Source organism: Crossiella sp. SN42, assembly GCF_023897065.1.
GTDB lineage: Bacteria > Actinomycetota > Actinomycetes > Mycobacteriales > Pseudonocardiaceae > Crossiella.
Genome location: NZ_JAMHIV010000037.1, coordinates 81,419 through 103,940 on the forward strand (window position 1 = coordinate 81,419; position 22,522 = coordinate 103,940).

Below are 22,522 nucleotides of genomic sequence, written 5' to 3' on the forward strand. Positions count from 1 at the left end.
CAATCCCTCAGTACACGCAGCGGACACCGTTGGCGGTGATCGGCTCGTCCGCCTCCACCGGCTGCCGCCGGGCGGGCTCGCCGACCGCTCCATCCAAACGCACCTGCCCCGGCCCGCCCAACCGCGCAGGTGGCGAGGTCGACGGCGGCGGCTCCGGCTTGGTCAGCCCGGCCACGAACGAGCGGACCTGCTCCCGGTCCACGGTGACGATGCTCTGGCCGCGGTCGTTGCGGGCGCCCACGCCGGTGACCGGGATGGTGCGGAACTCCACGTTGCCGCCTGCCAGGCCCTGCATCTGCTGGGCGAAGCGCAGCGGGTCCCAGCCCGCGTCCATCACGATCGACTTCTTCGCCGCCTCCATCAGCGCGCCCAGCTTGCCCGGGTTGGTCAGCGTGCCGGAGGAGAGGATCTTGTTCACCACCGAGGCCATGAACACCTGCTGGCGCACGATGCGGTCCAGGTCGCTGCGCGGCAACCCGTTGCGCTGCCGGACGAAGGCCAGCGCGTCACCGCCGGCGATGGTCTGCGGACCGGCCCGGAAACTGGCCCCGGAGTCCGGGTCGCTGGTGGAGCGGCGCAGGCACACGTCCACCCCGCCGACCGCCTCGGTGAGCAGGTAGAAGCCGTACAGGTTGACCTCGGCGTAGTGGTCGATGCGCAGCCCGGTCAGCTCCTGCACGGTCTGCGCCAGCGCCAGCCGCCCGCCCTGGTGCGACTCCTTGTCCAACCGCGCGTGGTCGCGCACACCCTCGGCCTTGAGCTGGTCGATCCGCCGGTTCTTGCCCCTGGAGTAGGCGGAGTTGATCTTCTCCTCGCCGATGCCGGGCACCGTGGTGTAGGTGTCGCGCGGGATGGAGATGGCGGTGGCCCTGCGGCCGTCGTCGGGCACCCGCAGCACGATGATGGTGTCGGTGTTCACCCCGCCGTCGTTGGCCTCGGTGCGCAGCTTCTTCAACAGCGCGGCGGGCAATGGATTGCCCTCGGCGTCGGTGCGGCTGTCGCTGCCCACCAGCAGGATGTCGGTGGCCCCGTCCTTGGCCTCCGGCGCGTTCGGCGCCTGGCCGAGCTCGGTGATCAGGTCGGTGGTGGTGACGTTGTCCTCGATCCGCGACACCGTGGCCCAGCTGATCCCGGTCGCGGTGAGCACCGCCACCGAGAGCAGCGCGGCGACGGTGCGCGCCGAGACCAGCCCCGCGGTCTTCCACCGGCTGCGGCGCCGGGGTGCGGCGGGCGGCTCGGCGCCGTCCAGCGGCGCCCACTTCGGTTGCGGCCCAACGGCTGCCGCGGCCAGACCGGCCTCGTCGCGGTCGCGCGGGTCGTCGTCGGCCGGGGTGTCGTCGCGCGCTTCGGCGGCCCGCTCGGCCACTTCGACGTCGCGTGCGTCGGTGGCGTGCCCGGCGACTTCAACGTCGTCGCTCGTGTCGGCGGCCTGCCTGGCGACTTCGGTGTCATCGGGTGCGTCGGTGGACTGCCCGGCCACTTCGGCGTCGTCGCGCGAGCCGGCGGCCTGCCCGGTCGCCGCTGCCTTGTCCGTCGCCTCGGTCTTGTCCGCCGCGTCGGCAGCCCGCCCGGCTGCCGACGCGACGTCGTCCTGCTGCTCGTGCTCGGCGGCCCGCCCGGCCGCCGTGGTGTCCGCTTCGGTTTCCCTGTCCCCGGCCGACGCTCGCGCGCCGTCCTGGTTCGGACGTGGTCCTTGCTCCTCCACGTCCCCGCCTCCCTGTTGAACGTGCTGATTTCCCCCGTCACCAGCCTAGTTCACGCAGGTGACACCCTCGGCCGTGATCGGCTCATTGCCCGGGGCGGCGGCTGGGCCGACCGAGTCCACCCCATCGAGTGACACCGGTCCGGCCGCGGCCAGGCCGCTCCGGCCGGGGCCCTTGTAGTCCTTGCCGAGGTAGACCTCCACGGTGCCGGCGACCACCTTCGCGTGCTCCTCCGCGGGCACCCCGCCCAGGGCCGCGGCGACCTTGTCCCCGTTGGCCTTCTCGCCCTTGGCGTAGCGCACCACGGTCTTCGCCCTGGCCGGCGCGTTGTCGCTCTTGCCCTTGGGGAAACCCTTGGCGGCCAACGCGTCCTGCACCTTGGTGGCCAGGCCGGTGGTGGTCGTGGTGTTGAACACGTCCACCTTGACCGCCGCGGTGTCGTTGCCGCTGCCGCCACTGCTGGTGGGGGTGGTGCTGGACGGCGCGGCCGGGCCGCCGGTGATCAGCTGCTTGGCGAACTCCTTGACCTTCGCCGGGTTGACGCTGAACACGTCCTGCCCGTCCGGGCTCTTGATCGAGTCGCCGACCGGCATGGTCTCGAAGCTGATCCGGCCGCCCGCCATGCCCTGCATCTGCTGGGCGAAGGCGATCACGTCCCAGTGCTGGTCCAGCACGATCGACTTCTTCAGCGCCTCGATCAGGTTGGTCAGCTTGGTGCTGTCGGTCAGCGTGCCGCCGGAGAGGATCTTCTTCGCCAGACCGGCCATGAACACCTGCTGGCGCACCACCCGGTCCAGGTCGCTGCGCGGCAGGCCGTAGCGCTGGCGGACGAAGGCCAGCGCGTCGCCGCCGGAGATGGTCTGCGGGCCCGCCTTGAAGTTCGCGCCGGACTTCTCGTCCTTGGTGGCCTTGTTCAGGCACACGTCCACGCCGCCGACGGCCTTGGTGATCTCGTAGAAGCCGAGCAGGTTCACCTCGGCGTAGTGGTCGATGTCCACCCCCGACAGGTTCTCCAGGGTCTTGATCAGCACCTTGGAACCCGCGGTGTTGGCCTCGCGCTCCTGCTCCGGCTTGGGCTTGCCGGAGTTGCGCAGCTGTTTCAGCGCGGCGTTGCGGCCGAAGGCGTAGGCGGAGTTGACCTTGTTCTTGCCGTGGCCGGGCACCTCGACGTAGGAGTCGCGCGGGAAGGACATCGCGCTGGCCTTGCTGCCGTCGTTGGGGATGCGGATCAGGATCAGCGAGTCGGTGAGGTGGCCCTCGTTGTCGCCGGCGCGCAGCTCCTGGAGGATCTGCTTGGGCAGCGGGTTGCCCTGCGCGTCCACCCTGGAGTCGTTGCCCACCAGCAGGATGTCGGTGGCGCCGTCGGCCGCGGTGCCGGTCCGCTTCTCGATCACGTCGTTCTTGGTGAGCCCGTCCTGCAGGTCGCCGAGCTTGCCGTAGGCGAACCCGGCGACCAGCAGCACGGTGGCCGAGGTGATCGCGACCACGGTCTTGGCCGCGCGCAGCGCCTGCCGCTTGCCCTGCTGCTGGGCGGAGAGCTTCGGGGCCGCCTTGGCGGGGGCAGCCGGGCGGGGTCTGGCCTGTTCCCGCGGTGCCGGACGGCCGCCTCCCTGACGTGCCGCACCCGCTTCCGGGGTTGGACGTCTCCGGTCGCCCTGGCTGGCAGGCGGCGCGGGGCGGCGAGGGCGGCCATAAGGGTCGCCGGGCCGCTGGGGCCGGTCGTCCAACTCCGTTCTCCTCCCGGTTGAATCGCACCAGATTATCGGTGGTGCGGCGCCCCGTTCGCCGGTCGCCGACATAACGTGGACGCATCAGACAGTTTCCTGGTTGCTACTCGTGACAGACTGCGACCGGATTGGCGCCAGATCGCGCGGCAGGGTTTTGGGGAGGATACGGATGAAGGTTCTGGTCACAGGCGGTGCCGGGTTCATCGGCTCCCATTACGTGCGCCAGCTGCTCGGCGGCGCGTACCCGGCGTTCGCCGAGGCGGAGGTGACCGTGCTGGACAAGCTGACCTACGCGGGCACCCGGACCAACCTCGCGCCGGTGGCGAACGACCCCCGGCTGACCTTCGTCGAGGGTGACATCTGCGACCCCGAGCTGGTGCGCAAGCTCATGTCCGGCCAGGACGTGGTGGTGCACTTCGCGGCCGAGTCGCACGTCGACCGGTCCATCCTGGGCGCGGCCGACTTCGTGCTGACCAACGTGCTGGGCACGCAGACCCTGCTGCAGGGCGCGCTGGAGGCCAACGTCGGCCGGTTCGTGCACGTCAGCACGGACGAGGTGTACGGCTCCATCGAGACCGGCTCCTGGACCGAGGAGCACATCCTGGAGCCCAACTCCCCGTACTCAGCCTCCAAGGCCAGCTCGGACCTGCTGGCCCGCTCCTACTTCCGCACGCACGGCCTGCCGGTCTGCGTCACCAGGTGCTCGAACAACTACGGTCCGTACCAGTTCCCGGAGAAGGTCATCCCGCTGTTCGTGACCAATCTCATCGACGGCAAGAAGGTGCCGCTCTACGGCGACGGCCTCAACGTGCGCGACTGGCTGCACGTGGACGACCACTGCCGCGGCATCCAGTTGGTCGCCGAGGGCGGGCGCGCGGGTGAGATCTACAACATCGGCGGCGGCACCGAGCTGACCAACAAGGAGCTGACCGGCCTGCTGCTGGAGGCCACCGGCACCGACTGGGACAGTGTGACTCCGGTCACCGACCGCAAGGGCCACGACCGCCGCTACTCGGTGGACATCACCAAGATCAGCACCGAGCTGGGCTACGCGCCGCAGGTGCCCTTCGCCGACGGCCTGGCCCAGACCGTGGCCTGGTACCGGGACAACCGCGCCTGGTGGGAGCCGCTCAAGCAGCGCGCCGAACTGGCCAAGGGCTGAGCCGGTGCCCGGACTCGGACTGCTCGTCACCGGCGGCCGCGGCCAGCTCGGTCACGACCTGGCCAGGCTTGCCTCCACAAAGGACAGTTGGCTGGTGCACGCGCCCGGCTCGGCCGAGCTGGACGTCAGCGAGCCGGACGCGGTCGAGGACGCGGTGCACGGGATCGCTTGCGGGGCAAGGGACACCGGGCTGCGGCCGGTGGTCATCAGCGCGGGCGCCTACACCGCGGTGGATGCCGCAGAGACCGACGAGGACCGCGCGCTTGCGATCAACGGCACCGGCCCCGGCCTGCTCGCGAAGGCTTGTGCGGCAAGGGATGTGCCGCTGATCCACCTCTCCACCGACTACGTCTTCCCCGGCGACAGCACCCGGCCGTACGAGCCCAGCGACGCCACCGGCCCCCGGTCGGCCTACGGGCGGACCAAGCTGGCCGGGGAGCGGGCGGTGCTGGAGTCCGGCGCGCAGGGCTGGGTGGTGCGCACCCAGTGGGTCTACGGCGAGGCCGGCAAGAACTTCGTGCGCACCATGGTCCGGCTGGAGGCCAGCAGGGACACCGTGTCCGTGGTGGACGACCAGGTGGGCTGCCCGACCTGGACCGCGGACCTGGCCGCCGGACTGCTCCGGCTGGCCGAGCTCGCGGCCGGCCCGAACCCGCCGGAGCAGCGGCTGCTGCACTGCGCGGGCGGCGGGGAGACCAGCTGGTACCGCTTCACCCAGGCCATCTTCGAGGAGCTGGGCGCGGATCCGGCGCGGGTGAAGCCGTGCACCTCCGCGGAGTTCCCCAGTCCGGTCAAGCGCCCGCCGTACTCGGTGCTGTCGCCGAAGTCCTGGGAGTCGGCAGGCCTGACGCCGCTGCGGCCCTGGCGCGAGGCGCTGGCCGCGGCCTTCGCCGAACGCGGCGAGCAGTTCCGCACCCCCTGACCCACGTACGACACCCGTCGTACGCCGGGCGTACGGCGGGTGTTGTGGCCGGGTCGGGGGAGCGGTCGGGGATGGGCCGGATGTCCGGCAGCCCCGGCGCGATGACGCTGGGGGCATGGCGAAATCGGGCGCGCAGCGAGCGCGGAACCTGTTGGTGTGGCTGCACGTGCTCAGTTCGGTGGGCTGGCTGGCGCTGGCCCTGACCCTGTGCGTGCTGATCAGCTACGGCATCGGCGCGGAGCCGGGACTGCGGCTGGCCGCCTTCCGGATGGCCGAGGTGCTCGACGTCCAGCTGTTGCAGATCCTCGGCGAGACCTCGGCCTTCACCGGCTTCATGCTCTCCGCGCTGACCTCGTGGGGCTACTTCCGGCACTGGTGGGTGCTGACCAAGTTCGTGATCACGCTGGCACAGCTCTACGTCGGCATCTTCATCCTCAGCGGGAACCTGCACGAGTCGGTGCGGGCGGCGGAGGCCGGCGGGATCGGGCCCGCGGTGTGGCTGGCGGTGGCCTCGGCGCTGATGGCGGGCGGATTCGCCTTCCAGGCCTGGCTTTCGGTGGCCAAGCCGGGCAAGCGGACGCCGTGGACTCCGCCCGGCAAGCTGCCCGCGGCTCCGGTCTCGCACGTCTACGCGGCCAGCGCGGTGCCGGTGCTGGCCTTCGCGCTGGGGCTGTTCCTGCCCTGGGTGACGCCGCTGCTGATGCTGGGCGTGGTGCTCTGGTACTCGGCGCGGCGCGGGGTGAAGCTGCGGGTGGCGGCAGGCTGACCCACAAGGGGCCCGACCGGCGCCCCTGGGGGTCAGGCGCCGGCCGGGCTGGTCAGATGGTCGGCGGGAACGTTCCCGCGCGACCGAGCAGCGCGGGTGCGGGCCTGCCGAGGCGCTGGGCGAGCCAGCCTGCCGTCTCGGTCACCGCGATCATGTCCACACCGGTGCTCATACCCATCCGCTCCAGGGCGTAAACCACGTCTTCGGTGGCGATGTTGCCGGCCGCGCCAGGGGCGAACCGGCAGCCGCCGAAGCCACCGGCGGAGACGTCCAGCACCCGCACCCCGGCCTCCACCGCGGCGATCGCGTTCGCGTAGCCGGTGTTGCGGGCGTTGTGGAAGTGGCCGCGCAGCCGGATGCCCGGCGCGGCCGCGGCCACCTCGCTGATCAGCGCGCGCACCTGGTCGGGGGTGGCCACGCCGAGGGTGTCGGCCAGGGACAGCTCTGCTGGGCCGGTCGCGGCCACCTTCGCGGCCAACTCCACCACCTCGGACCTGGGCACCTCGCCGCTGAACGGGCAGCCGAAGGCGACCGCGATGCCCACCGACACCGGCACCCCGGTGGCCAGCCCGGCCTTGGTCACCTCGGCCAGCTCGGTCAGCAGCTCGTCCCTGGACCGCCGCTCCTGCCGCTGGGCGAAGTCCTCGGTGGCGGGCAGCACGAACTGGGCCTCGTCCAGGTACGGCGCGGCCTCGCGCAGCGCGGCCTGGTCCGGCACCAGCGCGCCGTAGCGCAGGCCGGGCAGCCGGGGCAGGGCGCTGAGCACCTGCTGCGCGGCCGGGGAGAACGGCGGGCTGAACGAGGCCGCCTCGATCCGCCGCAGCCCGGCCGCGGCCAGGCATTCCACCAGCTCGACGGTGTCCACCACGGACAGCGCGAGACCGCCGCCCGCCAGACCGTCCCTCGGGGCGACCTCGACCAGCTCAACAGCGTCCAAGGACGGCTCCATGTATACAAAGCGGAAGTTCGAGCGGAGCATCCAGGCGCTGGCAACTTGTGTCAAGTTGCTGCATCGCTCTAGTTTGCATACAAAATGATGCAGCTTGCATTTCGGAGCGTGACCGGTGGCGCTGGCGGCGGAGAAGGCGTACCAGACCCTGCGCGCGGGCATCCTGGACGGCACCTACGAGCCGACCGAACGCCTCGGCGAGGTGGACCTGGCCGAGGGCCTCGGCCTGTCCCGCACCCCGGTGCGGGAGGCGTTGCGGCGGCTGGAGGTCGAGGGCCTGGTCGAGCTGGAGCCGCATCGCGGTGCGCGGGTGGCCCAGTGGACCCGCGCGGACGTGGAGGAGCTCTACGACCTGCGGATGCTGCTGGAGTCCTTCCTGGCCAGGCGCGCCGCGAGCCGGATCAGCCAGACCGCGCTGGCCAGGCTGGCCCAGCTGCGCGATGCCATGGTCGCCGCCGCGGCGCCGGGGCCGGGTCAGGACCTGGCGCGGGTGGCCGAGGCGAACTGCGAGTTCCACGCCATCATCGGCGCGGCCGCGGCCAGTCCCCGGGTGCTCACCATGCTGACCACGGTGATCGAGATGCCGTTGGTGCTGCGCACCTTCCACCGCTACCAGCCCGCGGAGCTGGCCCGCAGCCTGTCCCACCACCGCGAACTGGTGGACGCGCTGACCGAGGGCGATCCGGACTGGGCGGAGGCGGTGATGCGCGCGCACGTGCTGGCCGCCAAGCGGGTGCTGCTGCGGGCACATACCAGGTAGGCCGGTTGGGCCTGGCGGCGGAAGTCCGCGCGCGGCACGCGCGTAGGGTCATCTAGTGTCCTGGGACAAGGACGGCGACAGGGTGGGGCACAAGGAGAACTCGGTGGGGGGCTTTCGGCTCGGGGTCGACGTCGGGGACACGTTCACCGACGTCCTGCTGGTCGACGAGCGCACCGGGGCGGCCTTCCGGGCCAAGACCCCGACCACGCCGCACAACCTCGCGGTGGCCGTGCTCAACGGCATCAGGGACACCTGCCGCGCGGCCGGGGCTGACCCCAAGCTGATCAACCACGTGCTGCACGGCGGATCCGTGGCCAGCAACGCGATCCTGCAGGGCAGTGGCGCGCGGGTGGGGCTGGTCACCACCAGCGGCTTCCGCCAGGTGCTGCAGCTGGCCCGCAGCTACGCGGCCGAACCGCTGGCCAGGCCGGAGGACACGGTCGAGGTGGTCGAGCGGATCGGCGCGGACGGCGTGGTGGTGGTGCCGCTGGACACCGGCGCGGCCCGGATCGCGTTGCGCCGCCTGCGCGCGGCCAGGGTGGAGGCGCTGACCATCTCGCTGCTCAACGCCGGGGCGAACGACCGGCACGAGCGGCTGCTGGGCAGGCTGGCCGCCGAGGAGCTGCCCGGGGTGCCGGTCTCGCTGTCCGCGCACGTGATCGCCGAGCCGCGGGAGTACGAGCGCACGGTCTCCGCGGTGGTCAACAGCTACCTGCGCCCACAGGCCACCAGGGTGGTCAGGGATCTGGAGGCGGCGCTGGCCTCGGCCGGCATCACCGCCCGGATCTCGGTGCTGCGCAACGACGGCCGCGCCACCGCGGCCGGCCACGCCGCGGAACGCCCGATCGCCGCGCTGTCCTCCGGCCGCGCGGGCGGCCTGCGCGGGGCCACCCACTTCGCCGGCCTGGCCGGGTACACCGACTTCCTCAGCCTGGACCTGGGCGGCAGCTCCGCCGACGTCGCGCTGGTCCAGAACGGACGCCCGCGGATCGACCGCCAGACCGCGGTGGGCGACCTCACCGTGCGCTCCACCGGGGTCGACGTGCATACGGTTGCACTCGGCGGCTGCTCGCTGGTCCGGGTGTCCAAGAGCACCATGGAACTGCGCATCGGCCCGGCCTCCGCGGGCGCCCGCCCCGGCCCGATCTCCTACCGCAACGGCGGCACCAAGCCCACCGTCACCGACGTCAACCTGGCCCTGGGCTACCTGCCGGAGGCCATCGCGGGCGGCCGGATTCGTCTCGACCCCGAAGGCGGCCGCAAGGCAGTGGCGGCCCTCGCCGACGCCCTGGCCCTGCCCAGCCCGGAACGGGCCGCGGGCGAGGTCCTGGCCATGGTCAACGACAAGCTCTTCCGCGCCCTGCGCCTGGTCAGCGTCCGCAACGGCCACGACCCCAAGGACTTCCCCCTGGTCGTCTTCGGCGGCGCGGGCCCCCTGCACGCCAACGCCCTGGCCCGCATCACCGGCACCTGGCCGGTCATCGTGCCCCCGTCCCCCGGCACCCTGTCCGCCCACGGCCTGGCCACCACCGAACCCAGCGAAGAGGTAGTAGCCGCCCCCGGCCTCACCGGCATCGGCCCAGCCCGCCTACGAGCAGTCCTGGCAGACCTCGTCACCTCCGCAGGCGACCGCCTGGCCACCAGAGGCGTCCCCCGAGACCGCCTCTGCGCCCAAGCAGACCTCACCCTCCGCCAACCCAGCGGCCGCACCACAGACCTACTGGCAGACCTGGGCGAATCCGTACTGGCAGCCGCAGACCCAAGATCCGCCCTGGGTATCGCCCCCGAAGCGGAGATCGTGGAACTCCGGGTGATCGTCCGAGGCCCCCGCCCCCCACTGCTCACCCACGAGCCCCTACCAGGCCGAAAGAAGCCGATCCCGGACGCCCTGCTCCGCACCAAGAAGATCATGGTAGACGCCGCCCTGGTAGCGGCAGACGTCTACGACCGAGCCAAACTGTTGGCAGGCAACGTAATCAGCGGCCCAGCCCTGATCGTAGAACCCGACTCGACAACCCTCGTCCAGCCGGATCACGCCGCCACAGTGCATCCCAGCGGCTGCCTGTTGATCAACCCGGAACAGCCCAACTAGCGACAACTTCTCGCGAAAGAGGCGTGGCGCGCCAGCGACACGGCGGGCTCTTGACCAGCGGTGGGGTTGTGTTTTCGCGTCGCCTTGTCGTGCGTCCGACGCATCCGAAGCTTGCTTCGCGTGCGGCGGATGCACGACGAGGCGACTCAAGAGCGAAAACACCTGCGTGCGGAGCACGCCAATGTCACAGCCTCGCTGACCGGGCTCGAACCGGTGACTACTCGGTCCTGAGAGCCGAGCGCTCTACCACTGAGCTACAGCGAGTCGAACTTCCACATTCGCACAGCCCTACTCAACCGCGCCAGGTTTTCGCCCGATCGGCCGCCCGCTGAAGAACCCGGACCGCCGCAGCACCTGCGCCCAGGCCGGATCCGCGATGCTCACCCCGTGCACCAGCTCCGGCGTCGGCGCGAACTCGGCCACCTCGCCGACCGGCCGGGGCGCGGTCCAGCCGGAGAGCCGCGGGTCCAATCCGACCCTCGCGCAGACCTCCTCCACCTTGGCCCGCCCACATTCCACGTGCCCGTCCAGCACATCCCACGGCAGCGGCAACCCGGCCCACACCGCGGTATCCGGCGACAGTTCGGCCCCCGCGGCGTGCCATTGCACCAGGTCGGCGGCCATCAGCCGCATGGCCTTGCCGGGGCAGGCGATCTCCAGCAGGCGTTCGGTGCCGGTGGCGGCCAGGCAGGACAGCCAGGCGGCGCGGGCGGCGTTGTAGCCCTGGGCGAGCAGGTTCCAGGTGCTGGAGTCGTTGCCTCTGCGCACAACCATTCGCACGCGATCAAAACCGCCGGTGCGCCACATCCGGCCCAGCAGGGTGGCGGCCTGGTGCATCACCGCGGACCAGCGGCCGAGCAGTTCGCCGCGCTGGGCGTCGTCGAGTCGTTCCAGCACCTCCTGGCTGGGCAGGACGAGCGCGATCATCGCCCAGTCGGTGTCCGCGCCTGCGCGTTCGCAGCGGGCCAGCAGCGCGTCGGCGATCTGGTCGAACGGGTTGGCCCGTCCGGACAGGGAGAACTCGCGGCGCAGGTTGCGGCGGGCGGTGTAGTAGGCGATGAAGCAGGCCGCGTTCTCATCGGCGCGGAAGCGGTCGAAGTCCAGCTGTCCGGCGAAACCGGAGCGGCCCAGCATCACCAGCCGCCGTTTGAACTGCTCGTGTTCCAGCTGCTTGGCCTTGGCGGCCAGCCGGTGCAGCGCCCGCCAGCGCCGGTTGTACTGCCGCGCGGTGAGCTCGATCCCGGCCCGCTGCCGTTCCTGCCGGTCCAGCCGGTGGGCCAGGAAGTCGGCCCGGTCGGTGTGCCAGCCGATGGCCTCGCCGAGGGAGTTGGCCACCGCGCGCAGCGCCTGCGGGTCGTCCGGGTTCACCGCGGGTGGTCCGTCCAGGCCAAAAACCTTTGCCGCGCAAGCGAGCTGGGCGGTGCCGCCGACCGGGCGGGCGAAGTCCTCCGGCATCGAGGAGAAGTAGCCGTTGCCGCGTCCCTTGGCCGCGGCGACCCCGAGCAGCGCGGCCTCCTCGGCAGTCAGCCGGGGGCCGAGCGCCTGGAGCACCAGTTCGGCGACGTCCTCGGGGCGGCGCCGTTCGTCGAGGGAGGCGTGCAGCTCCTTGAGCGCCGACTCGGCTTCCTCGCCTGGGGTCATGGTCTCCATGCTGGCAGCATCCCGCCCCGCTCACGAGGACTTTCCCGTGCGCGGAACGCGTTTGGAGCAACGGGTTACTCCGTCGTGACAACCCTGTCACACACCCGTTTGCCGGGCTTCGGGCTCAGCGCCCGGCGGCCTGCCGGTAGGCCGCCACGGTCTCCTCCGCGCAGCGCCGCCAGGTGTACTCCGAGGCGTGCGCCCGGCGCTTGGCCAGCGTGTCCGAGGCCACCCCATCGTCCATTGTGGACGACAGTGCGACGGTGAGCGCCTCGACGTCGCCGACCGGCACCAGGGTGGCCAGCCCGCCGGCCACCTCGCGCAGCGCGGGCACGTCCGAGCACACCACCGGCACGCCGCAGGCCATCGCCTCCAGCACCGGCAGCCCGAAGCCCTCGTCCCGGGAGGGCAGCACCAGCAGCGCGGCCCCGGCCACCACCCGGCGCAGGTCCAGCTCGGAGAGGTAGCCGGTGCGGATCACCCGGTTGGTCCCGCCGATGTGGTCGGTGCCGGGCCCGACCAGCACCAGCGGCGGCAGCTCCGGATCGGCGGCGTGCGCGGCGACCAGGCTGGCCAGGCCCTTGCGCGGGCCGTCGGCGCCGACGAAGAGCAGGTACTCCGCGGGCAGGCCGAGGCGGCGGCGCAGGTTCTCACTCGGCGCCCTGGCCACGAACCAGGCCGGGTCCACGCCGAGTGGGGTGACCCGGATCCGCTCCCGTGGCACGCCCAGCCGCTCGGTCACCGTCTCGGCCACCGCCTGGGTCGGCGTGCACACCACGTCGGCGCGCTTGGCCGAGCGGCGGACCAGCTCCGGCAGGTCCACCTCGGAGGACGGGATCTCCTCCGGCGCGTCCAGGAAGGCCAGGTCGTGCACGGTGAGCACGCTGCCTGCCCGCAACGAGGGCGGCAGCACGAAGTTGGTCGCGTGCACCACGTCGGTGAACCCGGCGAAGACCTCGATCGGCGGCAGCGGCGAGCGCAGCCAGGCCGCGCGCAGCAGCCGCGCGGGCACCGGCAGGCCGCGGGCGCGCACCCCGTGCGGCACGGCCGAGCGCAGCGCCCGCCAGCCGCGCAGGGTGAAGGCCACCGCGCGAACGTCCACAGTGGACATCGAGGCGAGCTCCTCGGCCAGTGCGGCGGTGTACCGGCCGACGCCGGTCCGGTCCCCGAGCAGCGGGTTGCCGTCCAGCAGCACCCGGAGCGGCTTCACGTCAGCGTTTCCTCTCACTGGCTCTTCTCGTCCCCGCCGCGCAGCCGGTCCTTGGCCAGCCGCGCCAGTCGCCCACCGGCCCTGCGGGCCACCTCGCCCGCGCCACCGGCGTTGAGGTACTCCCGGAACAGGCCGAGGTCCCTGCGCAGCTTCTGCCCGGAGTTCAGCGGCGGCGTCCTGGTCAGCGGCGCGCTGTCGGAGAGCCGGTCGGCGGCCGGGCGCGGGTTGCGGCAGAACTCCACCAGCGGCGCCAGCGCGTTCTCCCAGGTGAACTCCTCGCGCACGCCGGCGATCCGCTCCCGGCAGGCCGCGGCGAACTCGGTGTCGTAGAGCACCAGGTCCAGCGCCTCGGCGAGCTCTTCGGGGTCCTCGGCAGGCACCACCAGGCCGAGGCCCTCGGCGCGCACCAGGTCGGCGAAGGCGTCGCCGTCGGTGGTCACGATCGGCAGCCCGGCCCACAGGTAGTCCAGCACCCTGGTGCGGAAGGCGAAGGTGGTCTCCACGTGCTCGAAGTGCGTGGTGACCCCGCAGTCGGCGTCCATCAGGAAGTTCTGCCGCTGGTGGTAGGGCACCCAGCTCTCGTTGAAGAACACGTGCCGGTTGACCAGGCCGAGCTGGTGCGCCAGCCGCCGGGTGTCCGCGGTGATGCCCATCTCCGGCACGTCCGGGTTGGGGTGGCGCATGCCGAGGAAGAACAGTCGCAGGTCATCCCGCTTGTGCCGCAACAGCTCCACCGACTGGATCAGGGTCAGCGGATCGAACCAGCTGTACACGCCACCGGCCCAGAGCACCACCTTGTCGGTCTCGCCGATGTTGGGCGCGACGCCCCGGATGCCGCGGCCGGTGCGCTCCGGCGGCTTGCCCGGCAGGCCGAAGGGGGCCACCGCGAGCAGGGACTGCACGGTCGGGTCGGCGTCGTAGAGCGAAGGGGTGAGGCGGCCCAGCGCCATCAGGTTGCCCAGCCAGAAGTGCCGCTGCCGCTCGGAGGCGCACAGGAAGAAGTCGCCGCGCTGGAGCTGGTTGTTGAGCACCTTGGTGACGCCGACGACGTCCTTGGCCCGCCGCTCGTCGTCGCTGTCCTTGCTCTGCTCCAGCAGCTCCAGGTGCATCGGGTCGTAGACATCGCAGACCACGATCTTGGTGGAGTCCTTGCGCTTCAACGAGGGCACCAGCTCCAGCACGTGGCCCTGCAGGATGACCACGTCGGCCCACTCCACGTGCTGCGGCAGATCCCGTTGCGGCGCCTGCACAACGGCGAACGGCGCGGCGGGCGGGGCGAAGCTCTTGTTGATGCTGACCAGCCGCACCTCGTGCTCGGCGGAGAGGGTCAGCGCCATGTTCCAGGCCCGGATCGCCGGCCCGGCCATCCGCTCGGCCACCACGTCGCCGGTGATCACCAGGATCCGCCGCGGCCGCCCGAACACCTCGTCCAGCCCGAAGGCCTTGACCAGCACCTCGTGCGCGGCCAGGTAGCGCGGCAGCGGGTAGGCGGGCTCCATCGCCTTGCGCATCAACGGGAGCAGGTCGTGGTCGGTGACCACCCGCGCCGCCTGCTCGGCCGCCCTGGAGGGCCCGAGCGAGGGCAGCAGCTCGACGAACTGGTCGATGGCCAGGAACCCGGCCAGCGTCTCCCGGGAGATCTGCACCGGGGCGTCGTCCTCGGCCCGGTCGGCCGGTCGCCTGGTGATCTCCAGCTGGGTCGGGTCCAGCTCGCCGCGGGCGGTGGCCCGGCGCACGGACAGCGCGAGCGCGGCGGGCAGCACCTTGGCCAGCGAGGCGTCGGAGAGGTTCTTGTAGAGCATGGCGAGCGCGTTGCGCTCCAGCAGGTAGTACTCGCGGGCGGAGTGCACGCCGGACATCGAGGCGTGGTGCCGGTGGTAGGTCAGCGAGGCCGGTTCGTAGCGCACCCGCCAGCCGCGCAGGTTGAGCCGCCAGCCGAGGTCGACGTCCTCGTAGAACATGAAGAAGCGCTCGTCGAAGCCGTGCAGCGCGCGGAACAGCTTGGCCCGCACGAACAGCGCGGACCCGGTGCCGAAGAGCACGTCCCTCGGCGCGTCGTGGCTGCCGTCGTCCGGCTCGCCCGCGTGCCGCTTGTAGCCCATGCCGAACCAGGTGAGCCCGCCGTCGACGAAGTCGATGGCCTCGCCCTCCCAGTCGAGCACCTTGCTGGCCACCGCGCCCACGGTCGGGTCGGTGCGCAGCACCTGCACCGCCGCGCGCACCCACTGCGGGTCCGGCCGGGCGTCGTTGTTGAGGAAGGCCAGCACCTCGCCGTGCGAGTGCTCGACGCCGAGGTTGCAGCCCCCGGCGAAGCCCAGGTTGCCCGGCGCCCTGACCAGCATGACGCCCTCGGTCTCGGCCTCGATCCGCTCGGCCGAACCGTCGCCGGAGGCGTTGTCCACGCAGATCAGTTGCAGGCGGTCAGCCGGGTAGTCCAGCTGTTCGCGCAACGCCCGCAGGCAGGTGATGGTGTCCTCGGCGCCGCGGTAGTTGACCACCACCACCGACACCAGGGGCAGCTCCGCCACGTCCTGACTCCTCCCCGCAGACCGCTTGACCGGGCTAAGCCTGCCTCATCCGGTGTTGATCGTAGGTACGGCCCGCACCGGACGGGTGTCAACCACCACTAGACGGACGCCCAGTTGTCTATCTACCGTAGACGAATGCCGCTGGACGAACCGCTGCTCGCCGCCGCCCGCGCCGCCACCCAGCGCTGGCGAGCCGCCCAGCAGGCCACCGAGGCCGCCAAGGCCGACTACCAGCGGGCCATCCGCCGCCTGCACCTGGCAGGCGCCTCCCTGCGCGAGATCGCCGACGCCCTGGAACTGAGCCACCAGCGCGTGCACCAACTGGTCGAGGCCGCGGGCGGCACCCCGGACTGGCGGCCGAAGAAGAAGTCCACCGGCCTCGCCTGCTCCTTCTGCGGAGCCCCCGATGCGGAGTGCGGCCGCCTGGTCGCCGGGCCGAAGGTGTTCATCTGCGACGGCTGCGTGGCGCAGGCCCAGCGCGCCCTGGCCGGTCAGCCCGCGCGGCTGGATCGGGCCTCGGGCCGGTTCAGCTGCTCCTTCTGCGGCAAGTCCGCGGGCGAGGCCGGGCCGCTGGTGGCCGGGCCGGGGGTGCTGATCTGCGGCGGCTGTGTGAGTTTCACCGCTGAGGTGGTGGCCGCCACACTGGACGGGTGAGCACGCACAACCGGATCAGCGGGCAGGTCTACGCCAACCTGGTGGTCCAGGGCCGGGACATCACCATCCAGCAGCCGGTGGTCCCGTCCAAGGCGCTGTCATCCCTGCCACCGCAGCCGGTCTTCGTCGGCCGGGATGAGGAGCTGGCAAGCCTGCTGGAGAGCCTGCGCGCGGGCTCGGTGGTGGTCACCGGTCTGCCCGGGGTCGGCAAGACGGCGCTGGCGGTCCGGGCCGCGCACGAGCTGCGCGCGGAGTTCCCCGGCGGCGTGCTGTTCCTGGACCTGCGCGGCTACGACGACACCCCGCTCACGCCCGAACAGGCCCTCACCGACCTGCTCACCGCCCTCGGCCAGCCCGCCCCGGCAGGCGAGGGCCACTACCGCTCGGTCCTGGCCGACCACCCGCCGCTGCTCCTGGTCGCCGACAACGCGGGCACCGCCGCCCAGGTCCAGCCCCTGCTTCCCGGCGGCCACCACCGCGTCCTGATCACAAGCCGCCACACCCTGGCCGAGTTGGACGCCCGCCTGCTCTCCTTGGACGTCCTGCCGCCTGACCAAGCTCAGACCCTGCTCACCGACCTGCTCCGCCAGTCCGGCGATGACTCCCGCGAAGGTCCGGAACTCGCGGAGCTGGTCCGGCTGTGTGGCTACCTGCCGCTGGCCATCCGGATCACCGCCGCCGACCTCGCCGCGCACCCCAGCCAGCCGCTGTCCGCCAGGGTGCGGGCGTTGGCGGATGAGCAGAACCGGTTGTCAGCGCTGAAGTTCGGCCCGTCGCTGGCGGTGCGGGCGTCGTTCGACCTGTCCTACCGGCAGTTGCCGCCGGAGCAGGCCAGGATGTTCCGTCTGCTGTCGGTGAACCCCGGTGAGCAGACCAGCACCGAGACCGCCGCGGCACTGGCCGAGCTGCCGGAGTTCCAGGCGGAACGGCTGCTGTCCGAGCTGGCCCGCGCGCACCTGATCGAGCCGGGAACGCCCTGGGGCTATTGGCGGATGCACGACCTGCTCGCGGTCTACGCGGCCGAGCTGCCGGAGGACCGCCCGCAGGCCCTGTTCCGGTTGATCATGTACTTCGGCCCGGCCGCGGAACAGACCAGCCTGCACCTGATGCGCTCCGACCGGTCCGCCGACCTCCAGCAGGCCGTGGACTGGCTGGACCTGGAGCACCGCACGCTGCTCGAACTGGTGCGCATCGCCGAGGAATATGACCAGCCCGTGCTGATCCTCAAGCTGAGCAACACCCTCACCACCTACCTGACCCTGCGCCACCGGTTCACCGAGCTGGTGTGGGTGAGCGAACGGGCGGCCACCGCGGCCACCGCGCTGGGCGATTCGCGGGCCGCCTACCTCGCCACCCAGGTGCTCGCCAACGCCTACACCACCGCGGGCCGCCCGGCCGACGCGCTGGCCTGCGCGCGGCAGGCACTGTCGCTGGCCGGGGGACTCGGCCCGGAAACCGAGGCCGACGCGCTGGGGGAGCTTGGCAGGCGGCTGCTGCGGGGCAAGGACTTCGCCGCTGCCGCCGAGGCGTACCAGCGACAGTTCGACAGTTGTCAGCGGCTGGGCGACCAGGCCGGGCAGGCCGTCGCGCTCTCCGGGCTCGGCCGGGCCAGGCTCGCCGGGGGAGAGCCGGGCGGACTCGACCAGTGCGCGCGGGCGGTGGCGATCAGCAGGGCCATCGGCGACCAGGTCGCGGAGCTGGCCGGACTGCGGCAGCTCGCCGAGGCGCAGGGGCAGCTCGGGTGGCACGCCGAGGCGGCGGCGAGCTGGCGGCAGCACCTCGCCCTTGGCCAGACCCGCGGCGACCGGCACAGCCAGTCGCTCAGCGTGCTGGGCCTGTCCGCCTCGCTGAGCAGGCTGGGGGAGACCGCGGAGGCGATCAGCTGGGCCAGGGAAGCGGTCCGGCTGGCCGAGGAGGTGGCCAACGACTACGCGGCCGGCACCGCGCTCGGCCTGCTGGCCTCGCTGCTGCGCACCGCCGGAGAACACGAGGAAGCCCAGGATTGCCTGTTGCGGGCGCTGGCCATCGCCGAGCGCCACGACCACCAGGAGCTGGCCGAACAGCTGCGGCTGGACCTCGACTAACCCCGGCCCGCCCAGTCCCGCCACAGCACCTTGCGGTTGCCGTTCACCCCACGCCGCTCCCGCAGCGTCGCGGGCAGCCGCCGCAGCACCTCGCCCAGCACCCCCAGCCGCAGCCCAACCCGGAAGTTCGCCGCCCCAGAGGGATTCCGGCGCACCAACAACTTCAACGTGATCAGCACAAACCGCACCAGCTGCCACCCCGCCACCCAGGCAGGCGCGCACCGCAGCAACATCAGCAGCCGGTTGCGCTCGTTCCACCGGTGGAACTTCGGCGACCCGGGCTCCGAGCTCGCGCCGTGCCGGTGCCAGACCACCGCCGAGGGCACGCTCACCACTCGCCAGCCGGCCAGGCGCATTCGCCAGGAGGTGTCGGTGTCCTCGTAGTAGCAGAAGAAGTCGCCCGGGATGCCGCCCACCGCGCGCAGCACCTCGGTGCGCATCAGGGCCGCGCCGCCGCAGAAGCCGAAGGGCTCGCCGACCTCGGTGCGGTCCGCGCCGTGGCCGTCCGCGGTCAGCCGGACGCCGAGGGACTGCACCACGCCGTTCTCGGTGATCAACCGGGAGCTGGCGGCGGCGGCCTTGGGATCGGCGTCCAGGGCCGACTCGAGGGCGGCCAGCCACTTCGGTTCGGGGGCGGCGTCGTCGTTGAGCCAGGCCACGTACGGGGTGTCCACGATCGACAGGGCCGACTCCAGCGCGCCCGCGTAACCGACGTTCTCGTCCAGGCGGAGGATGGTGCCCGCCATCGGGTGCCCGGCCAGCAGCGCCGCGGTGCCGTCGTCGCTGGCGTTGTCCACCACGACTGTCCACAGTGGACGGGTTTGCTCGGTCAGGGCGTTCAGGCAGTCCACGATGTGGTCCCGGCCCCGCCAGGTGACGACAACGACCGTGGTGCGGGGCTGCTGCGACATACCTCCGACGTTAATGCGTCGCCGACGTGGCAGGCTGACCGGATGCCCGAGCTTGTGGTGCTCACCGAACAGCTGCTCGCCCCGGTCCCCGGCGGCACCGGCCGGTACACCAGGGAACTGGCCGCCGCGCTGGCCGCGACCGCGCCCGCGGGCTGGGAGGTCACCGGGGTGGTCGCCCGGCACGCCGATCCTGCCGCCGCGGTGATTCCCGGGGTGCTCGGGCCGCGCAGGCTGCGGTTGCCGCGCCGGGCCCTGGCCCTGGCCTGGCAGCACGGGCTGCCGCTGTGGCCGGGCGGGGACTCGGTGCACGCGCCCACCCCGCTGGCCCCGCCCGCGCCGCGCGGCGGCCGGGGACTGGTGGTCACCGTGCACGACACGGTGCCGTGGACGCACCCGGAGACGCTCACCCGGCGCGGGGTGGCCTGGCACCGCGCGGTGATCGGCCGGGCGGTGCGCCGGGCGGACGCGCTGGTGGTGCCGACCGCGGCGGTGGAGACCGAGCTGGCCAGGTTCGTGCCGGGACCGGCGCGGGTGCACGTGGTGGGGGAGGGCGTGGCCGGGGTGCTGACTGAGCCGATCCCCGCGGACTCGGCGGCCACCATCGCCCGGCGGCTGGGGCTGCCGGAGCGGTTCGTGCTGGCCGTGGGCACGGTGGAACCGCGCAAGGGCATCGACGTGCTGATCGAGGCGATGGCCCGCCCGGCCGCGCCCGCGCTGCCGCTGGTGCTGGCCGGCCCGCCCGGCTGGGGCGGGGTGTCGGTGGCCGAGCTGGCCAGGCGGCACGGGCTGGCGCCGGAGCGGCTGGTGGTGCTGGGCCGGATCAGCGACCGCGAGCTGTCCGTGGTGCTGGGCCGGGCCACCGTGCTGGCCGCGCCCAGCCGCGCGGAGGGTTTTGGGCTGCCGGTGCTGGAGGCGATGGCCGCCGGGGTGCCGGTGGTGCACTCGGACGCGCCCGCGCTGGCCGAGGTGGCCGGTGGCGCCGGGATCACCGTGCCGCGCGGGGACGCGGGCGCGCTGGCGGCGGCCCTGCACCAGGTCGCGGCGGACCCGGGTCGGGCGTCGGCGCTGGTGGCGGCCGGTCGGCGGCGGGCGGAGCGGTTCAGCTGGCGGAGCGCGGCCGAGGCGGTGTGGCGGGTACACGTTGAGTTGTACCGGCGTCCCACTCGTGGGTGATCAAGGCCACCGGGACCAGCCAGAAAACCAGTGAAGTTCGCATTCCAGCAATGCGTTGTTCGAGCGGGCCTTAGTCTGCATGGGTGGCGCAAGCAGAACCCAGCGTGTTGATCGATGCGACGGCGGTCCCGGCGGACCGTGGCGGCGTCGGCCGGTACGTGGACTCGCTGGTCGCCGCGCTGGACGCGGACGGGGCCCGGATCACCGTGGTCTGCCAGCCGAGGGACGCCGAGCTGTACCACCAGATGGCGCCGGCCTCCCGGATCGTGGTCGCCACCGAGTCGGTGGCCACCCGCACGGCCCGGCTGACCTGGGAGCAGAGCAGCCTGCCGGTGCTGGCCAGGCGGCTCGCGGTGCAGGTGGTGCACTCCCCGCACTACACGCTGCCGCTGGTCAACCCGGTCGCCTCGGTGGTCACCCTGCACGACGCAACCTTCTTCACCGACTCCGCGCTGCACTCCCCGGTCAAGTCCCGGTTCTTCCGCGGCTGGACCAGGGCCTCGCTGCGCAGGGCCGAGGTGTGCGTGGTGCCCTCGCGGGCGACCGCGGCCGAGCTGGTCCGGGTGGCAGGGGCGGACCGGCGGGTGCTCCAGGTCGCCCCGCACGGGGTGGACACCGAACGCTTCCACCCGCCAGCGCCGGAGGAGGTGGCCGCGGTCCGCGCCGACCTGGAGCTCGGCGACACCCCGTACGTGGCCTTCCTGGGCGCACTGGAACCCCGCAAGAACGTGCCCGCCCTGATCCGCGGCTTCGCCAGGGCCTGCCGCGGCCGGGAGGACCCCCCGGCGCTGGTGCTGGCCGGCCAGCCCGGCTGGGACACCCACGTGGAACGCGCGCTGGACTCCGTGCCGCACCGGTTGCGGGTGATCCGCGCCGGTTACGTGCCCTTCGAACGCCTCTCGGGCCTGCTCGGCGGCGCCGACCTGGTGGCCTACCCCAGCCTCGGCGAGGGCTTCGGCCTGCCGGTGCTGGAGGCGATGGCCTGCGGCGCCTGCGTGCTGACCACGCGGCGGCTGAGCCTGCCCGAGGTCGGCGGCGACGCGGTCGCCTACTGCGGGGTCGGCGCGGGCGACATCGCCGCCGCGGTCGCCGAACTGCTGGACGACCCGGCCCGCCGCTCCAGCCTGGCCACCGCCGCCCAGCAACGCGCGAAGGACTTCTCCTGGCAGGTCAGCGCGGTGAAGCACCGCGAGGCCTACGCCAGGGCGGACGTGCTGCACCGCCGGGGCCGCTGAGACGGCAGAATGTCTCGGCGTGGCCGAGCAGAAGCAGTACGGAGATCGCCTCGCCGTCGTCACCGTGACCTACTCGCCCGGCAAGACGCTGGCGCGTTTCCTGGACACCCTGGACGAGGCGAGCACCCAGTCCCCGCTCAAGGTCGTGCTGGCCGACAACGGCTCGGTGGACGGCGCACCGGAGCAGGCGGCGGCGGAGCGCGAGCACGTCCAGCTCCTGGTCATCGGCGAGAACGTCGGCTACGGCACCGCGGCCAACCGGGGCGTGGTCCAACTCCCGGACGAGTACGGCTGGGTCGTGGTCGCCAACCCGGACCTGGAGTGGGGCCCGGGCTCCCTGGACACCCTCCTGGAGGCCGCCAAGCGCTGGCCAAGAGCAGGCGCCTTCGGCCCCCTCATCCGCGAACCCAACGGCGAGGTCTACCCCTCAGCCCGCTTGGTCCCGTCCCTTGGCCGCGGCATCGGCCACGCCCTGTTCGGCAAGATCTGGCCCGGCAACCCCTGGACCAAGGCCTACCGCCAGGAAGACCGCGCCGTCGGCGAACGCCCAGCAGGCTGGCTCTCCGGCTCCTGCCTCCTGCTCCGCCGGGAAGCCTTCGACGCAATCCAGGGCTTCGACCCCAGGTACTTCATGTTCTTCGAGGACGTGGACCTGGGCGACCGACTGGGCAAGGCAGGCTGGCTGAACGTGTACGTGCCGACGGCCGAAGTGATGCACATCGGCGGGGTCTCGACGGCGAAGGTCAAGCCGAAGATGCTCGCGGCACACCACGACAGCGCATATCGATTCCTGGCCGACCGGAACCCGGGTCCGGTGAACGCGCCATTGCGGTTGGCGATCAAGGCAGGATTGGCGCTGCGACTCAAGCTGGAGACCCGGGGCGCGGCGAAGCCATAACGGCCCGCGAGGGCTGGCGCTTTTGATCGCAAACGGAGCGGCCGGTCTGGGTGGTTCTGCTTCGACGGCCTGGAAAAAACACACCAGCCCTGTCAAGCGCCCCACCG

Annotated in this window: 17 protein-coding genes and 1 tRNA gene; 10 read left to right on the forward strand and 8 right to left on the reverse strand. The window is 72.3% G+C overall.

Going from position 1 to position 22,522, the window contains the following annotated elements:
• Nucleotides 1–7: 7 nt before the first annotated feature.
• Nucleotides 8–1,705 carry an LCP family protein gene (locus M8C13_RS45625; RefSeq protein WP_252485219.1) on the reverse strand — a complete coding sequence of 566 codons (1,698 nt, stop codon included), beginning with the start codon at nt 1,703–1,705 and terminating at the stop codon, nt 8–10.
• Nucleotides 1,706–1,750: 45 nt separating this feature from the next.
• Nucleotides 1,751–3,430 (reverse strand): LCP family protein, encoded by a 1,680-nt coding sequence (locus tag M8C13_RS35800; protein ID WP_252485220.1) that lies wholly within the window; start codon nt 3,428–3,430, stop codon nt 1,751–1,753.
• A 169-nt stretch (nt 3,431–3,599) separates the two neighbouring features.
• Between M8C13_RS35800 and rfbB the strand changes: the two genes are divergently transcribed.
• The 3 genes from rfbB to M8C13_RS35815 all read left to right on the forward strand — a co-directional run bounded on the left by rfbB (nt 3,600) and on the right by M8C13_RS35815 (nt 6,280).
• A complete protein-coding gene (gene rfbB / locus M8C13_RS35805) occupies nt 3,600–4,592 on the forward strand; it encodes a dTDP-glucose 4,6-dehydratase (RefSeq protein ID WP_252485221.1) in 993 nt (330 codons plus the stop codon).
• A 4-nt stretch (nt 4,593–4,596) separates the two neighbouring features.
• Complete coding sequence (rfbD, locus tag M8C13_RS35810) at nt 4,597–5,514, forward strand: dTDP-4-dehydrorhamnose reductase (RefSeq protein WP_252485222.1); 918 nt, start codon at nt 4,597–4,599, stop codon at nt 5,512–5,514.
• Nucleotides 5,515–5,629: 115 nt separating this feature from the next.
• Nucleotides 5,630–6,280 (forward strand): hypothetical protein, encoded by a 651-nt coding sequence (locus M8C13_RS35815; protein WP_252485223.1) that lies wholly within the window; start codon nt 5,630–5,632, stop codon nt 6,278–6,280.
• Nucleotides 6,281–6,332: 52 nt separating this feature from the next.
• Here M8C13_RS35815 and M8C13_RS35820 read toward each other — a convergent pair whose 3' ends face one another.
• Nucleotides 6,333–7,217, reverse strand: coding sequence for a hydroxymethylglutaryl-CoA lyase (locus tag M8C13_RS35820; protein ID WP_252485224.1), 885 nt, complete (start codon nt 7,215–7,217; stop codon nt 6,333–6,335).
• A 127-nt stretch (nt 7,218–7,344) separates the two neighbouring features.
• Here M8C13_RS35820 and M8C13_RS35825 point away from each other — a divergent pair, with 127 nt between their 5' ends.
• Entirely contained in the window at nt 7,345–7,989 is a 645-nt protein-coding gene (locus M8C13_RS35825; protein ID WP_252485225.1) for a GntR family transcriptional regulator, read from the forward strand.
• Between the two features lie 103 nt (nt 7,990–8,092).
• A complete protein-coding gene (locus tag M8C13_RS35830; RefSeq protein WP_252485226.1) occupies nt 8,093–10,081 on the forward strand; it encodes a hydantoinase/oxoprolinase family protein in 1,989 nt (662 codons plus the stop codon).
• 190 nt (nt 10,082–10,271) lie between these two features.
• On the opposite strand, the gene M8C13_RS35835 is transcribed toward M8C13_RS35830, so the two are convergent.
• The 4 genes from M8C13_RS35835 to M8C13_RS35850 form a co-directional block, all read right to left on the reverse strand.
• Nucleotides 10,272–10,345: transfer RNA gene (locus M8C13_RS35835), tRNA-Glu, on the reverse strand.
• A 24-nt stretch (nt 10,346–10,369) separates the two neighbouring features.
• A complete protein-coding gene (locus M8C13_RS35840) occupies nt 10,370–11,722 on the reverse strand; it encodes a hypothetical protein (protein ID WP_252485227.1) in 1,353 nt (450 codons plus the stop codon).
• Between the two features lie 124 nt (nt 11,723–11,846).
• Nucleotides 11,847–12,932 (reverse strand): glycosyltransferase family 1 protein, encoded by a 1,086-nt coding sequence (locus tag M8C13_RS35845; RefSeq protein WP_252485228.1) that lies wholly within the window; start codon nt 12,930–12,932, stop codon nt 11,847–11,849.
• 14 nt (nt 12,933–12,946) lie between these two features.
• The gene (locus M8C13_RS35850; RefSeq protein ID WP_252485229.1) at nt 12,947–15,460 is read right to left on the reverse strand and encodes a glycosyltransferase; all 2,514 of its coding nucleotides are present in this window, start codon (nt 15,458–15,460) and stop codon (nt 12,947–12,949) included.
• Nucleotides 15,461–15,595: 135 nt separating this feature from the next.
• Between M8C13_RS35850 and M8C13_RS45180 the strand changes: the two genes are divergently transcribed.
• Together M8C13_RS45180 and M8C13_RS45630 are read left to right on the forward strand one after the other, a co-directional pair.
• Nucleotides 15,596–16,114 (forward strand): ClpX C4-type zinc finger protein, encoded by a 519-nt coding sequence (locus M8C13_RS45180; protein WP_305884039.1) that lies wholly within the window; start codon nt 15,596–15,598, stop codon nt 16,112–16,114.
• A complete protein-coding gene (locus tag M8C13_RS45630; protein ID WP_252485230.1) occupies nt 16,111–18,198 on the forward strand; it encodes a tetratricopeptide repeat protein in 2,088 nt (695 codons plus the stop codon). The genes M8C13_RS45180 and M8C13_RS45630 overlap by 4 nt, the downstream gene beginning before the upstream one ends.
• Here M8C13_RS45630 and M8C13_RS35870 read toward each other — a convergent pair.
• Nucleotides 18,195–19,109: a glycosyltransferase family 2 protein gene (locus M8C13_RS35870; protein WP_252485231.1), complete on the reverse strand. Its 915-nt coding sequence runs from the start codon at nt 19,107–19,109 to the stop codon at nt 18,195–18,197. The genes M8C13_RS45630 and M8C13_RS35870 overlap by 4 nt on opposite strands.
• Nucleotides 19,110–19,151: 42 nt before the next feature.
• Between M8C13_RS35870 and M8C13_RS35875 the strand changes: the two genes are divergently transcribed.
• The 3 genes from M8C13_RS35875 (at nt 19,152) to M8C13_RS35885 (ending at nt 22,415) form a co-directional block, all read left to right on the forward strand.
• Nucleotides 19,152–20,282, forward strand: coding sequence for a glycosyltransferase family 1 protein (locus M8C13_RS35875; RefSeq protein WP_252485232.1), 1,131 nt, complete (start codon nt 19,152–19,154; stop codon nt 20,280–20,282).
• A gap of 104 nt (nt 20,283–20,386) precedes the next feature.
• On the forward strand, nt 20,387–21,517 hold the full coding sequence (locus M8C13_RS35880; protein WP_252485233.1) for a glycosyltransferase family 1 protein: 1,131 nt from the start codon (nt 20,387–20,389) through the stop codon (nt 21,515–21,517).
• A 19-nt stretch (nt 21,518–21,536) separates the two neighbouring features.
• Nucleotides 21,537–22,415 carry a glycosyltransferase family 2 protein gene (locus M8C13_RS35885; protein WP_252485234.1) on the forward strand — a complete coding sequence of 293 codons (879 nt, stop codon included), beginning with the start codon at nt 21,537–21,539 and terminating at the stop codon, nt 22,413–22,415.
• Nucleotides 22,416–22,522: the final 107 nt, after the last annotated feature.